This window comes from Myxococcus sp. MH1 (genome assembly GCF_059738865.1).
In genome coordinates, this window is the sequence record NZ_AP026947.1 from 7,349,951 (window position 1) to 7,365,710 (window position 15,760).

The following is a 15,760-nucleotide window of genomic DNA, read 5'->3' on the forward strand; positions in this document are numbered from 1 at the left end:
CAACGAGGCTGCGAGCTACTTCTGGATGACGCCGCAGATCTCGTTGCCGTCCCGGAAGTAGAGACCGATGGACAGCGTGTTGATGGCGCCCGGGCAGAAGTTCATCGTGAAGGTCGCGACCTTCCCGTTCTGGCTGGTGGCGTACTCCGAGGGGCGGATCAGGTTGACGCCATTTTCCTCGGTGCCGTTGACCTTGACGTAGAGCAGGTTCTGAAGACCGGACCGCTGATCCGGGAACTTGTTGTTGCTGTTGGCCGGCTGGTAGGCCTTCACCTGGACCTTGACGGTGTCCGCAGCGCCACACCAGGGCATGGAGTTGGTGTCCGGCGCCCAGGACTGCTTGGTGATGCTGAAGATGATCGGCCCCGAGCTCGAAATCGTCCACACGGGCTGCTTGCCACCCTGCGCAGGGTCGAAGTTCGCGCACGTAGGCGCCGGAACTGCGGTGCAGGTGCTGCTGGAGCAGTAATCACCGTAGAGACACGTGGACTGTCCCTCACCCGAGCAGGTGGTCGGACCCGTGTCGTCCTCCTCGCACTGACCGGAGGCCGTGTCACACACGCGGCCGGAGCCGCAGTCATCGTTCGAGTCGCACGCCGGGACGCAGACGTTGTCCAGGTTCGAGCAGACCAGGTCGCTCGACGTGCCGTCCGAGCCGCCATTGCACAGCGCGTCGGTGGAGCACTGGCAGATCAGCGTGTCGGACTGGGAGCTCGTCCCACCCAGCTCCGCGCAGGTCTTCGCGGAAGCGGGACAGTCGTTGCTCGTCGTACACGTCAGAACACAGACGCTCGCGTCCGGGTGACAGATTTCATTCTCAGCGCAGTCGTCGTTGCCGGAGCACGTCGTGCCACTCGGGTCGTCGTCGCCACAACCCGCCATCAAACCGCTCATCGCGCCGAGTGCCGAGAGCACGAGCATCATCTTACGAAGCTGCATGTTGGGAATCCCTCCGTGGATCTGCTTGGAATCGTCTGCTGGGGGGCCTCCGGCCACTGAAGTCAGGCCCCGACGTCCATACAAGCGGTTCGGCTTTAGTCCCGCCCGTCGTGACGTGTCAACGAGTGTCGACACGCCCACGGACGCGTCGCTCCCGCGGAAATTCAGCCCTCACGAAAGCGAACACTCACATGGGACCCTGGCGTGACACACATGTCGCCAAGGACCCAGACTCTTCCTCTCCCGCTCAGAAGGTGAACGGGAAGTCGATGGGCTCCCCCTGCTTCTTGTGCTTCGGGAACGCCCAGCTCTTGATGAGCCCGGTGATGCAGGTCGCCATGTACGTGCTGCGGTACTCATCCGACTTGCAGGTGACGTTCGACGTCTTGCCGCTCGTCTGGATGGTCCACCGCATCACCAGCTTGCCGCTGAGCATCGGGTCCTTCTTCTTCTGCTCGTTCACGCACTTCACGATGGCGGGCTTGTTGTTCAGCACCACCTCCATGATGTCGGAACGCTGAAGGGTGTCTCGCACCCCGCCCCCGCCCGGCTCGGGAGGGATGTAGGCCGTGGGACGATTCTCCGACGCCTTCGGCTCGGGCTTCGACTTCTTCGTGCCGAACAGCTCGTCGAAGTCGTCATCACCATCGCTCGAGGACGGCTTCTCCGCGCGCGCCACGGGACGCTCCTCGGTGTCCTCCCGGCGAGAAGACGAAGAAGACGAGGAGCCGGAGGCACGCCGAGGCGTCGTCGTCCGCTCGACCTTCGCCACCGCGTTGTCCAGCGGCTGCTTCACCGCATCCGCCGGCGGCGTCGCGGGAACCTGCCCCGCCACGGGCTGCGCGGCCACGGGAGGCGGCGTCGCCACGGGCGCGGTCGTGGGAGGCGTCGTGGGCGCTCCCGCGGCGGCCACGGCGGGGTTCGCCGCGGCCGCTGTCTCAGGAGCAGGAGGCTGCGTCGGCGCTCCGGGCGCCGTGGCCACGACGGGCGGCGTCTGCGGCGGTGCGGCGACAGGTGCCGCCGCGACGGGAGGAGGCGTCACCACGGGCGGAGCAGCCGCCGGCGGCGTGGCCGCGGCGACAGGCTGCTGGGTGGGCGGAGCCTCGGGAGTGCCGCCCTTCGACGCCAGCGCCCAGGCTCCACCACCGAGCCCCAGCACGCCCACGACGATGCCGACGATCAACCCCACCCGGCCCTTGCCTCCGCCAGAAGGCGCCCCCCCACCCTGTGCATAGGCCGGAGGGTAGCCCGCGGGAGGCGCATACGGCGCCGGGACAGGCTGCGCATAGTGCCCCTGCGGCTGCCCATACGGCATCTGCGCCGGCTGGCCATAGGGCTGCTGCGGATAGGCATGCGACGCCTGCGGAGGCGCCATCTGAGCGGCCATCGCCGGCCCCGCGCCCATCAGCGACGGGGACGACACCGGCTCCGGAGGCGGCATCGGCACGTCGAGCAGGCGAGACTGCGACACCGGCTCACGCCCCAGCGAGGGCGCGGGCGTCGGAGGCGGCTTGGACAGCGCGTCGTTCTCCTCCTTCACGAGCGAGGCGAGCACGCTGGCGGCCGACGGCTTCCACCCCACCGGCTCCTCGGAGGAGGACGCCAGCACCACCGAGTCGCCCTTCGGCTTGCCCGCGCTGAACGCGGACTGCACGGGCCCCGGCTGCACCGTGGGCGTCGAGCCCGACACGGGCTCGGGCGCGACGATGGTCGGCTTCGACGGACGCGGCGCCAGCACCGACGCCAGCTCCGCCGTCTCCGACAACGGAATCCAATCGCTGAAACCCGAACGCCAGCACAGGCTGTCGGGCCCCACCTCGCCACGGTCCCACGCGTCCTTCACCTTCTCCACGGTGAGCGGCCCGACCTGCTTCTCGTCGATGGCCACGTACCACTCGTGAGAGGTGGCCGCGGGCTTCGGCTCCTCCTTGTCGGGCTCGTCCTCGGCCTCGGCCAGCTTGCGCACCGACTCCGTGGTGGCATCGCGCGCGGCGGCCTCTCCGGCGGCTTCACCCGCCGGAATCTTGTGCGTGCCGGAGCTGAGGACCTGGTCGAAGACCGCGCCGATTTCGTCCTCTTCCACGTCCGTGAAGAGGCCTCCCTCGGGCGGGGTCCCGAGCGTCGCGGGCAGCGAGGCGGAGGAGGACGAATCGGCCTCCTTGCCCTGGGTGCTCGCGCTCTCGGGAGCGGGAGAAGAGGTGGACGCGGGCTCGGACGGGGAATCCTTCCCCGCCGCGGCGCCCGCCGGGCGCACGGTGATGGTGTGGCCGCACTTCTTGCAACGAACCTTGACCCCCTTCGGGCCAACCTTGTCGTCGCTGATCATGTACTGCGCGCGGCAGCTGTCACAGACGAAACGCATCTTTTCCGCAAGCCTCGGAAATGACGGGAGAAATCCCGTCGGAATCGTAGAAGTGGCCACCCGAGGCGGTCAAGGATCAGTACCTCGACCGCCCGGTTGCTCATCAACGCGTGAACCCTTGCCCGGGTTCTACCGCGCTATCTGCGCACCTGCACCTCCACGTGTGTGCCAACAGCCACACGCAGGTGGTGCAGCTCCTCGGACGTCGCGAACACGAGCAACTCCTTGAGCTTGTTGCGAGGAGCGACGCGGAAGGTGGAGCCCGTCTCGCCCTGGACCAGCCGGCGCACCGGCTCCATCTCCCCAGCGACGAAGAGGCCCGCGCGCGCGGCCGTCAGCTCCGCGCCCTCCAGGAACTGACGCACCGACTGCGGCGTCGCCGTGGGGAGCCAGGCCCGGGCCGCCTTGGCGAGCGCCGCGCGGTCCACGTCCGTGAGGACCTTCTCCAGGGCCCGCCGCTCCATCTCCACGCCGTGGAGCGACTCGGCGACGCGCACATTTCCCACCACGAGGTTCAGCGCCGCCTGGAGGATGGCCTCCAGTCGCTCCGCCGGCACGTACTGCGCGAAGGCCAGCTCCGGACGCGCCAGCGCCAGCGCGCGGCCCAGGAGGTAGTACACCTCCTTCTGGCCCTGCTCCGCGAAGTACTTGCCGCCCACGCGGACACACGGCGGATGCGTCTGGAGCAGCTCCACGTTGACGAGCGGCTCGGGCGCGGGCTCGTTGGAGCGCTTCGCCATGCGCTCGCGCGTGGCCACGAGGAACGGCGAGTACAGCTCCACCGCCTCCATGCCCAACAGGCGCGCCACGTACCGGTAGTGGTGCACGTGGTACTCCTGCGCGCTGGCCACGTCGATGCGGTGCTTCTTTGGCACGAGCTGGTACTGGGTGAAGGGCACCGCGTACAGGTGTCCCGCCTTGGCGAAGAGCAGACCGAGCAGCTCCGCCAGCGGCCCTCGCGCCTTCGGGTGGAACAGGTGCGTGTGCCACAGCCGGTCGTCGACCGGACGCTGGGCGACCTCCTTCTTCTTCGCGTAGGGCCCCAGCTTGGAGAGGATCTCCTTCTCGTCCTCCCCTGCTTCACCGAGCAGCCCCGAGGCGGCCTGGGCCGCGAGCCACGCCAGGTCGTAGTCCTTGCGCAGCGCCGCGAGCCGCACGAGCTGACCGCAGATCTTCCGCGCGTCGGTCGTGTGAGGCAGCGCGCGTCGCAGCGCGGCGATGGCCTCCTCCTCCTTGCCGGGCAGGTTGCCGGCGAGCTCGGCGTACGTCTCCTGCACCGCGGCATCGTCCGGCAGGCCCTTGGCGGCCACGCCGTAGGCGGCCACCGCGCCCTCCGGGTGCTTGAGCACCTGGTGGTACAAATCCCCCAGCGCGCGCCACAGCGCCATGCGCGCCACGTGCGTCTCCGGCGTCTTGGGCAGACGGCCGAGCATCTTCGTGTAGTTCTCCTCCAGCGACTTCCACTGGCGGGCGCCACCGAGCATCGCCTCGAGCGAGCTGAACGCCTCGACGAAGCGGGGGTCCAGGTCCAACGCCGCGTTGAACGCCTGGCTCGCGCCCTCGACGTCCTTCAGGTCGTCACGGCGCAGCTCGCCCAGGGCGAACCAGACGCGCTTGGCCTTGTGCGGCTCCGACGCCAGCGCGGGGAGGGCCAGCATGCGCGCCAGCACGTCCGCGGCCTTCTGCCCCTGTCGCGTCTCACGCAGCAGCACGTAGAGCTGGTCCATCACCTCCAGCGCGTCGGGCTGGACGCGCAGCGCGCCGGTGAAGGCGTCGATGGCCATGTACGGGTCGTGCAGCTCATCGCGGGAGATGCGGCCCAGGTCCAGGTACACCTTCACCTTGGCCTCGCCCTCCAGCACGCCGACGAGCTGCTGGCGCAGGTCCGCGGACTTCTCGAACTGGCCCGCCTTGTCCATCAGCACCACGAGCGCGCGCAGCGTGGGCTCGTGGCCCGGGTCGATGGCCAGCGCCTTCTCGAAGTGGTTCTGGGCGCGGTCCGCCTGGTTGAGCGCGGCGTGGATGTCACCCAGCTGCCAGTAGACCTCCACGACCTCCAGGTCCGTGAGCTCCTCGCGGTGGTGGATGAGGATGGTCTGGAAGACCTTGAGCGCGCCCTCGTAGCGGCGCGTCTGCACGAGCAGGTTGCCGTAGCCCTCGAGCGCGGGCAGGTACGTCGCGTCGCGCTCGTACGCCGTCTCGTAGCAGCTGAGCGCCTTGTCGCGCCGGCCCAGCTTCTCCGCCACGTAGCCCAGCCGGTAGAGCTGGCGGCACAGGTCCGCGGCCGTGGCCGCGTCCTTCTCCACCATCGCCTTTTCCGACAGCTTGCGCGTGACGATGTCGAGCATCCGCTCCGCGTCGGACCACTGCTCGTGGGCGATGTACACGTCCGCCAGCGGACGCGCGGCCTCGATGCTGTCCGGGATGTGCTTGAGCGCCTCCTCCCAGTAGCCCGTGGCGGTGTCGCGGTCCTCGCGCGTCTCCGCGTGGTAGCGCGCCACGTCCAGCAGCGCCTTGCCCTTGGCGACCGGGTCCTCGGTCTGCTCGGCCTCCTGACGCAGCGTCTGCTCGTAGCCGCTCCAGTCCTTGTCCTGCTCGAGGATGCCCTTGAGGGCGCGGAGGCTGGGCAGGTGGCCCGCGTCGATGGCGATGGCCAGCTGATAGGCGTTCCGGGCGCTGCCCGTGTCCATCAGCATGTCCTCGTTGATCTTCCCGAGGCGGTAGTACAGCTCCACCGCGTCCTTCGACTGGCCGGCGAGCTCCGCTTCCTTCTGCAGCATCTCCAGCGCGAAGGGCCAATTGCCGCTGCGCTCGTACAGCTTGCCCAGCGCGTGCAGCGCGGGCCGGCTGCCGGGGTCCGCCGCGAGCGCCGCGTGGTAGCTGTTGACGGCCCGGTCCACCGCCTTGAGGTTCTGGTACTGGACGTTGCCGATGTCCACGTACAGCTCCGCCTGCTCCTCGGGGCTGACCGCGAGCGAGAGCTGCCGCTCGTAGGCGTTGATGAGGTCTTCCCAGCGGCCCTGCACCCGACGCAGGCGGATGAGGACCTTGATGGCCTGGACGTTCTGCGGGTCGATGGAGAGCACGCTCTCCACGCACACGTCCGCGTTGGCCGGGTTCTGGTACTTGTCCTCCCAGATGGTGGCACTGCGGAACAGGACGCGGACCTTCTCGCGCCAGTCGTCGCTCAGCTCCAGCATCCGCTCGTAGATGGCGAGCAGGTCCGCGGGCTGGTCCAGCTTGGTGTGCAGCCGCTCCAGCGACTCCAGCGCCTCGCGGTTGACCGGGTCCAGCTCCAGCGCCTGACGGTAGGCGGCGACCGCGGACTCGTCGTCCGAGAGGTCGCGCTCGAACACCCCGGCGACCTCCACCTGGATGCGCGCGCGCTCCTCGGCGGTGTCCGCGAGATCCCTGGCGCGCAGGAGCGTCATGGCCACGTCGCGCCACGCGCGCTGCCGCCGGTACAGCGCGGTGAGCACGCCGAGCGTCTCGGTGTCCGGCTCCAGCTCCAGCGCGCGCAACAGCGCGCTCGCGGCCTCGGACGGGTCCTCCAGCTTCTCGTCCCAGACGCGGGCAATCTCCCGCAGGATGCCCTTGCGCTGCTCGATGGAGCCGGCGGCCTCGAGCTTCTGCTCCAGCGCCACCACGTACTCGCGCTCGTGGCCCCGGCGCTGGAACACCGCGGCCAGTCCATCCAGCGCGGTGGCGTTGGTCGGGTCGAACTCGAGGATCTTCCGGAACGCCCCTTCCGCGGCCTGCGGGTCATCCAGCCGCGTGTCGTGGACCCGCGCGAGCGTCGCGTACAGCCGCTCGGCCAGCGGCCCACGGGGCAGCTCGTCCGCGACCTCCTCGTAGACGGCCGCCAGCTCCTCGTGGCTGCCCGTCTCGTCCGCCAGCCGCTCCACCTCCTCGCGGAGCGTGTCGTCCGAGGCATCCAGCTGCAGCGCGCGGCAGAGCGCCAGGAAGGCCACGTCCTTCTGCCCCAGCCGCTCCTCCTGCACGCGAGCCAGCTCGCGCAGGGCGGCCATCTTCTCCTCGTCCGTGACGAAGTGGGGCATGTACCGGTCGACGGCCGTCGCGTAGGCGCGCCAGTCGTTGTACGTCCGGTACAGGTCGCACACGCGCTCGTACGCCGTGCGGTTGGCGGGGTCCAGCTCCAGCACCTTCTCCAGCGCTCCCGTGGACTGCTCGGGCTTACCGCCCGGCCCCGCCCACAGATCCGCCACCTCGTAGTACGTGGCGACGGCGCGCTCACGCTCCTCGGCGCCCAGGTGCACCTGCACCTTCAGCTCCAGCGCGCGCACCGCGTCGTTCCACGCGCGCAGCGAGACGAACAGCGTGTGCACGCGCTCCAGCTCGGCCACCTGGTGGGGCTCGACCTCCAACGCGCGACGGGCGGCGTCCAGCGACTCCTCGCGGCGCCCCATCCCAGCGAGCACCTCCGCCAGGCGCAGGCGCAGCGCCTTCACGCCCTCGCTGTTCTCCTGGAGCGGGATGAGGCGGCGCAGCACGCCCACCAGCTCCTCGCGCTGCTCCGTCTCGTCGTACAGCTCGCGCAGCGTGTCCAGCACCGCGCGGTTGCGCGCGTCACGGTCCAACGCCGCCTTGAAGTACGGAACGGCGGCCTCGGGCTGCTTGAGCAGCCGGTACACCACGCGCCCCAGCCGCTCGTTGAGCCGCACCACCTCACGGGGGTCCAGCGTCATCGCCAGACGGCCCTCGAGCAGCGCGCGCAGGTCCTCCGGACGGTTCGCCCGCTCGTACAGCGACTCGAGCGCGGAGAAGGCCTGGTCGTTGCGCGCGTTCTTCGCCAACAGCTCGCGGTACAGCTCGATGGAGCCGCCCAGGTCCGACAGCCCCTCGGCGGACACCTGCGCCATCTTCGCGAGGACGCGGTCCCGCTCCGCCCCCGCCACCTTCTCCGACTGGAGCTTGAGGATGGCGTAGAGCTTCTCCGACGCGGAGGCCGCCTCGTAGATGCTCTCCAGGAGCCGCGCGGACGCCAGGTGCCCGGGCTCCAGCTTGAGGATGCCCTCGTAGGCGCTCGCCGCGCGGTCCGGACTGTCCAGCCGCTCCTGGTAGAGCTGTCCCAGGCGGAAGAGGTAGCCCACGCGCTCGGCCTGCTCGGTGGCGCCGGTGACGAGCGCCTCCAGGATGCCCGCGAGCTCCGGCCACGCCTGCAGCTCCAGGTACAGCCGGTCCAGCGCCACCAGCGCCTTGGCCTGCACCGCGACATGCAGCGTGCGCGCCCGCTCGTAGTACGAGACGGCGCGGTCCGAGTCCCTCAACTTCGACTCGAGCAGCTGGCCCAGCTTCAGGCACACCTGCGCCGCGTCGGCGGCCTCGGCCACGCGCGGCAGCGCCTCCTCGTACGCCGCGACCAGCTCGTCGTAGCTGTCCGAGGCATCCGTGGCGTTCTCCAGACGACGGCGCACCTCACCGTCGTTCGGGTCCTCCTTGAAGGCGCGGAAGAGCGCCAGGAACGTCAGCTCCGACTCGCCCTGCGACTCGCGCAGCGTCGCCAGCTCGCCCAACAGCGCCTTGCGCTCGAAGGCATCCGTGGACACGCCCACGCGCGTCTCGATGAGCTGCGCCAGCCGAGGCACGTCGCCGCTCGCGCGGAAGGCGCGCAGCAACGTCTCCACCGCGAGCAGGTTCTGCGGCTCGCGCGACACCAGCGCCTCCATCCGGCCCACCGCGCCCGGATGGTTGGGCTGCACCGTCAGCACCTCGCCGTACAGCGCCAGCGCGCCCGTGCGGTCCAACAGCCGCGTCTCGCGCACCGAGGCCAGGCGGAACTTCAGCTCCAGCCCCGCCTCCGGAGGCATCAGCGCGATGCGGCGGGCCAGCACGTCCGCCAGCTCCGGCCAGCGCTCCTGCTTCTGGCACAGCGCCTCCATGCGCTCCAGGCCGGCCACGTCGTCCGGCTTGAGCTCCAGGAGGCGCCGGAAGGTCGCCAGCGCGCCCAGGGCGTCCTGGAGCTGCTCCTCCTGCAGGTGTCCGATCTGGAAGAGCACCGCCGCACGGCGCGCGGGCTCCTCGGCCACCGCCAGCTGACGGCGCAGCACCTCGAGCAGCTCCGTCGGCTTGCCCTGCGACGCCACCAGTCGCACGGTGCCATCCAGCGCCTCGGCGTCCGTGGGCCGCAGCTCGAGCACGCGCTTCCAGGACGCCAGCGCCTCGGCGGGCTCGCCCAGGTCCGTCTGCAGCCGCGCCAGCGCGCGGTACAGCTCTGCGCGCGCCGCGTCTCCCGCCTTGGGCGCCACTTCCATCAGCACCGCGCCCAGTTCCTCGGGGGCCTCGGCGCGGTCCACCAGCGACACGCACAGCTCCAGCGAGCGCAGGTCATCGGGCAGCTCACGCAACGCGCGCGTCGCGGCGAGGAAGCCCATCTCCGCGTTCTCCAGCGGACCGGCGTACATCTCGGCGATGCGGCGCAGGAGCGCGGCGCGCTCCTGGGGCACCGCCTCCGCCGACACGCGCGACTCCAGCATCTCCACCTGCTTGAGGTGGTTGCCGACGGCGACGAAGACCGGCTCCAGCGCGCTCGCGGCCGCGCCACGCAGCGGGCTCTCCGAGCGGGCCATCTCCTCGAGCGCACCCACCGCGCCCGCGTGTCCCGCCCGCCGCTCCAGCACGGACTGGTACAGCTCCAGCGCCCCGCGCGGGTCGTCCAGGCGCGAGAACTTCAGGCGCCCCAGCCGCACGCGCAGATCGGACGACTCCTCCTGGGCACCGCGCGCGTCGGCGAGCTGGATTTCACGCTCGATGTGCTGCGCCAGCTCCGGCCAGCGCTCCATCTCCGCCAGCACGCGCCCCAACAGCTTGAGCGCGTTCGCGTTCTCCGGACGCAGCAGAAGGATCTCGCGGTACGCCTGCGCCGCCAGCGCCTTGTCCGCGAGCGTCTCCTCGGCCAGGTGCGCCAGCTCGAACAGCAGATTCACCTGCGACGCCGCGTTCGGCTCCGCGGCCACCTGCCGCCGCATGACCAGCCCCAGCTCACGGTGAGCCCCCGTGCGCCGATGGACGCGGGCGATGGACTCCAGCACCGCCTTGTTCTTCGGGTCCCTGCGACTCACCTCCTCCAGCGCGCGGACCGCGAGGTCGTAGCGCTTGAGGCGGTTGTCGTAGAGCGCCGCCAGCCGGCGCCACAAGTCCCCGGCGAGCGGCTCCTGCGTGTCCCGCTCGAGCTGGTCCTCGTACGCGCCCGCGACCTCCTCGAACGAGCCGGAGTCCGCCGCGAGCCGCTCCAGCTCGTCGCGCACCGACGTCTCCTGCGGGAACTCGTTGAACGCGCGCAGCCGCGCCACGAAGGCCAGCGACGTCTGCCCCAGCGCCTCGCGCAGGGTGGCGATCTCCTGGATGTGCTCCAGCCGCCGCTCCGGCGCCACGCCAGGCAGCAGCACCTCCATCACCTCCACCAGCTTCCGGGTGTCGTTCAGGCCCCGGTAGACGGGCTCCAACAGGCGCGCCGCCTCCACGCGGGGCCCGTCGTGCGCCATCAGCCGCTCCAGGCCCGCCACCACCTGGCCATCCCCGGGCGCAAGCTCCAGGAGCCGGCGATAGACGGGCAGCGCCTCCGCCGGGCCCACTTCCTTCTCGAGCAACTGCGCGCGCTTGAGCAGCCAGCCCCGCCGCGCGGCGTCGTCGGCCGCGCCGTCCGCGAGCTGATCCAACACGTCCGCCTGCTCCACGAAGCGCCGCGCCTTCGCGTACAGCCGCTCCAGCGCGAGCAGCCCCTCGGGCAGCCGCCGCAGCGCCAGCGCCGAGCGGTACGTCTCGATGGCCCGGGCGTCCTCACCCGCGTTGGCGTACGCCTCGCCCGCCTTGAGCAACAACCCCACGCGCTCCTCTGCGTCCTGGGAGAGCTGGGCCTGACGCGTGTAGACCTCCGACAGGCTCTTGGCGTTCTGGCCCTTCTCGTACAGCCGGGACAGCGCCTCCAGCGCCTGGCGGTCCTGCGGCGCGTCCGCGAGCAGGTTCTTCCAGAGGCGCGCGGCCTCCTCGGGCTGGTCCAACGACTCGCGCAGCTCCGCGGCGCGGCGCAGCAGGTCCAGCGCGGCCGGGTCACCCTCGGTGAGCTCCACCGCCGCCGTCTCGTAGATCTCCGCGAGCACCTCGTGCGAGCCCGTCTCGCGCGCCAGGCGCTCCAGGTCGGGGCGCACACCGTCCCGGTCCAGGCCCTGCGCGAAGGACTTCACCGCGGACATGAAGGCCAGCGACGGCTGGCTCATGTCGCGCTCGTAGATGCGACGAATCTCCCCGGCGAGGAGGATCTTCTCCGTGGTGAGCGCGGACTCCATCCGCGCCTCGCGCAGCGACACGCGGCGGGCATGGTCCCCCACCTGCACGAGCACCGGGTCCAACACATCCAGCGCGGCGCCACTGGCGGACACCGCCGCCTTCACCCACGCCTCGAGCGCGGCGCGAGCCCCGGGGTGACCCGAGTCCTCCGCGAGGATGCGCTTGTAGAGCCCCAGCGCCGCGTTCGAGTCGTCGAGCACCGTGCGCTGCAGCTCGGCCAGGCGGAAGGAGACCTCGCGGCCCTGCGGGCTCTGTCCTTCCTGATTGCGGCGCAGCGCCAGCGCCCACGCCAGGTCCTGATGGCGCCCGAGCTCCGTGTAGAGCCGGTCCAACGTGGCCGCGGCCTCGCGGTTGCCCGGGTCCCGCTGGGCGATGGCGCGCCACGCCTCCGCCGCGCTCTCCAGGTCCGACAGGCGGGCCTCGTGCAGCAGCGCGGCCTCGCGCAGGAACCCGAGCTGCTCGGCGGGCTCCGGCGACGCGGCCGCCAGCTTCTCCAGCACCTCCGCCAGCGCGGCCCACTCCTCGCCGCCCCGGTGCAGCCGCTGCAAGGCGCGCAGGCTGTCGAGGTTGCCCGGCTCCAGCACCAGCAGCGCGCGCAGGGCCTTCACCGCGCCCGCCTTGTCGTCGAGCTTCTTCTCCTGCACCTCGGCCAGCTCGCGCAGCAGCGCCGCGCGCGCGGAGCCCACGTCCCCCTCCTCCGCCAGCTCCTCGATGATCTCCGCGTAGCTGTCCAACGCGTCGGCGTCCTCGGCCGCCTGACGCGCCGTGGAGCGAAGGCCCGCGTCGCCGGGCGCCAGTCGGAGCGCGCGGGCCAGGGCCGCGAACGCCAGCTCCGGCTGCCGCAGATGCGCCAGATGCACCTGCGCGGCCTGCCGCAGCACCTGCACCCGCGCCGCGTCGTCCTTGGCCACCTCCGCCAGCACATCCAGCGTGGCCACCAGCTTGCGGTAGTCCTTGGTCCGCTCGAGCGCGGGCAACAGCACGCGCGCCGCGGCCTCGCGCGCCGTGCCCGACGCCAGCATGGCCTCCAGCGCCGCGAGCGCGTCCGGGTCCGAGGGGCGCTGCAGCAGGATGTCCGCGTAGCTGCTCACCGCCTCCGCGCTGCCGTCCTGCAGGCCCTGCAGCAGTTGCGCGCGGCGCAGCTTCAGCCGCGAGACCTTGTCCGTCTCACCCGCCGACTCCGCCAGGCCAATCATCCGCGCCAGCGTGTCGCCCAGCTCCCGCGTGCGGCCGGCCTTCTCGTACAGCTCCGCCAGGCGCGGCAGGTGCCGCCCCTCCTCGGCGCCGTGCGAGAGCGCGGACTGGAGCGCCTCGGCGGCCTGCGCCGGACGCCCGAGCTCCGTGTTCAGGTCCACCAACTGGAGCAGCAGCTCCAGCTTCTCCGCGCCGCGAGCGCCCTGGATGCGCTTGCGCAGCAGCTCCTCCGCGTCCGCCGCGCGACCCGCGCGACCGTACAGGCGCACCAGTCGCTGCAACACCGCGCCCGACTCCGGAGCGCGCTCCACCGCCGCCTCGAGCGCGGCGATGGCCTCCGCCACCAGCCCGCCCTCCTCCGCCAGCCCCGCCGCCTCGGTGAGCAGCGACAGCGCCACCGCCGGGTCCTCGGCCTCCGCCGCCAGGGTACGCAGCACGCGCCCCAGCTCGGCGTGCGCCGACAGGTCCCTCGCCAGCCGCAAGGCCTCGCCGCGCGAGGACTCATCCCGAGGGTCCTCGCGCACCACGCGCACGCGCGTATCGAAGGCCGCGCGGCTGTCCGCGAGCTGCTTCTCGTGGATGCTCGCCAGAAGCGAGAACAGCCGCTTGCGCGCGGCCCCGTCCGTCGTGGACTCGAGCTGCTGCTGGAGCGCCGCCACCTGACGCTGGTGGTCGCCCGTGCGCCCGTAGTGCGCCGCCAGCGCCTCGGTGACTTCCTGCGTCCTCACGCCGGAGGCCGCCAGGCGCTCGAGGCCGCCCACCACCACGCCCGTGGACACGTTCTCCGTCAGCAGGCCCAGGAACAGGTCCGCCGCATCCTCCTGACGTCCCAGTCGCTCCGCGTACAGCTTGGCCTGGCGCGCCGTCCACTCGTTGCGCTCCAGCTGCGTCTCCGCCAGCGCCGCCAGCCGCCCCGCCAGCGCCGCCGCCTCGTCGAAGCGGGACAACGCCACGCACAAGGCCTGCAGCCGCTGCACCGCGCCCACCTCGTCGGGCGCCAGCTGCGTCCACTCACGGACCAGCGGCTCCAGCTCCTCGGGCGGAGCGCCCGCGGCCTCGCGCCGCGTCACCTCCGCCTCGATGCGCGCCTTCGGGTCGTCCGCGAGCGCCGCGGCCGCCTGCAGCGACTTCACCGCCTCCGCGGCGGCCTCGTCACCGGGCACCCGCACCAGCACCTCGCGCCACGCCGCCTCCGCGCGCACGGGGTCCGCCAGCGGTCCCTCGAGCAGCTGCGCGAGCTGCCGCCACAGCGTCGCCGCGACCTCCACCACGGGCGCCGCCTGCGCCGCGCGCTGGAGCGCCAGGGCCAGCGCGGGCCGCGCGTTGGCCTTCTCCGCGTGCTCCACCACCGAGCCGAGCAGCAGCGGACGCGCCGGATCCAACTCCAGCGCCCGCGACAGCACCTCGAAGGCGCCGCGCGCGTCGTCCTTCTCCTCGAACATCAGCGCGAGCGCCTCGCAGAAGGCCACCCGCTCCGCCCTCGGACGGGGCGCCAGCAGCGCCAGGTCCAGCAGCGGCACCACCGCCTCCAGCTCCTCGTCCTCCGCCAGGAGCCGCGCCAGCTGGAAGGCCGCCAGCGCGTGCGTGGGGTCCAGCTTGAGCGCCGCCTCCAGGTGCGCGCGCGCCGCCGCGCCGTCCTTGAGCTGCGTCAGACACAGCTCCGCCAGCCGCAGGCGCATCGCCGCCTGGCCCGACTTGTCCTTCACGGTGCCCAGGTAGCGCTCCAGCACCACCACCGCGTCCTGCGCCCGGCCGCCCTCCAGCAGCTGCTCCGCCGTGAGGCTCGCCGCGTCCGCGCGCGACGGGTCCGCCGCCACCGCCTTCTCGAAGGCCGCCAGCGCGCCGGGCGCGTCGTTCAGCCGGCCCAGGCGCAGCGTGCCCACGCGCAGCCAGAGGTCCACCTGCGCGCCGCGGTCCTTCACCTCGCCCGCCATCGCTTCAATCTGCTCGATGGCCGGCGCGAAGTCCGTGCCCGCGCGCGCGGCCATCTTCTCGATGAGGGACAGGCCCTCCGGCATGCCCGGCCACAGCAGGAAGCAGCGGTCCAACGCCTCCTTCACCTTGCCGGCCGAGCCCGGGTCGTACCAGGCGAACAGCTTCGCCACGAGCAGCGACAGCCGCGCGGCGCTCTTCCTGTCGCGCTCCTCCAGCGACATGCCGCGCAGCATCCGCACGCGGTCGCGCCACGTCTGCTCGAAGCGCTGCAGCGCGCGGGTGGCCTTCTCCACGCGCGCGTTCTGCGGCTCCAACGTCCGCGCGACGTCGAGCACCCGCTGCGCCAGCTCGTGCTCGGTGGGGTCGTCCACCAGTCGCTCGGCGAGCGCCGCGTACTCCTCGGCCATGCCCGCGTCGCCCAGCGCCTCGCGCTCGCGCTCCAGCGCCTCGAACGCCGTCTGGAAGCGCTCCTCGGACAGGAGCAGCTGCCGCACCCGCCGGAAGATGGCCCGGTCCGACTTCGCGCGCGCCGCGCGCTGCAGGCACAGCACCGCCCTGTCGCGACGGAAGAGCTTCTGCTCGTAGAGGTCCGCCGCCTTCAGGTAGTGGCCCGCGCTCTCCTCGCCCTGGGTCGCGCTGCCCAGCTTCTCCAGCACGTCCGACAGCGCCGCGGCGTCCTGCCGCGACTCGTGCAGGCGCTTGAGGCCACGAAGCGCCGGCAGCGGCTCCTTCGCCACCAGCAGCGCGCGCTTGAGCAGCTCCTCCGCCCGCGGCGCGTTGCGCTGCCGCTCGTGCGCGAGCTCCGCCGCGCGGCACAACAGGCGCACCGCTTCGTCACTGGCGACGTCGCGCGAGCGCCCCTCGTACAGGCGGATCAACTCCTCCACACGGCCGGCCTTCTCCAGGGCGGCCTCGGCTTCGACGAAGCTCCGGTCATCGGACACGCGCAGCGTGGGTCGAGCAGACGTGGGCTGTTGCATGGGGACGGCGGGCCTCGGGGGTGAAAATGGAACGCAGCGGGGGCGC

Annotated in this window: 3 protein-coding genes; all 3 read right to left on the reverse strand. The window is 71.8% G+C overall.

The features are described from left to right. Positions 1 to 15 precede the first annotated feature (15 nt). Positions 16 to 939 carry a hypothetical protein gene (locus tag AC6JA9_RS28660; RefSeq protein ID WP_223745738.1) on the reverse strand — a complete coding sequence of 308 codons (924 nt, stop codon included), beginning with the start codon at positions 937 to 939 and terminating at the stop codon, positions 16 to 18. A 247-nt stretch (positions 940 to 1,186) separates the two neighbouring features. Further along, entirely contained in the window at positions 1,187 to 3,301 is a 2,115-nt protein-coding gene (gene gltJ, locus AC6JA9_RS28665; RefSeq protein WP_426745718.1) for an adventurous gliding motility protein GltJ, read from the reverse strand. Positions 3,302 to 3,438: 137 nt separating this feature from the next. Beyond that, positions 3,439 to 15,714 carry a tetratricopeptide repeat protein gene (locus AC6JA9_RS28670; RefSeq protein ID WP_497958142.1) on the reverse strand — a complete coding sequence of 4,092 codons (12,276 nt, stop codon included), beginning with the start codon at positions 15,712 to 15,714 and terminating at the stop codon, positions 3,439 to 3,441. Positions 15,715 to 15,760 lie beyond the last annotated feature (46 nt).

Coding starts and splice junctions, on each gene's coding strand:
- AC6JA9_RS28660 (WP_223745738.1), bottom strand. CDS start 939: ATGCAGCTTCGTAAGATGATGCTCGTGCTCTCGGCACTCGGCGCGATG.
- gltJ (WP_426745718.1), bottom strand. CDS start 3,301: ATGCGTTTCGTCTGTGACAGCTGCCGCGCGCAGTACATGATCAGCGAC.
- AC6JA9_RS28670 (WP_497958142.1), bottom strand. CDS start 15,714: ATGCAACAGCCCACGTCTGCTCGACCCACGCTGCGCGTGTCCGATGAC.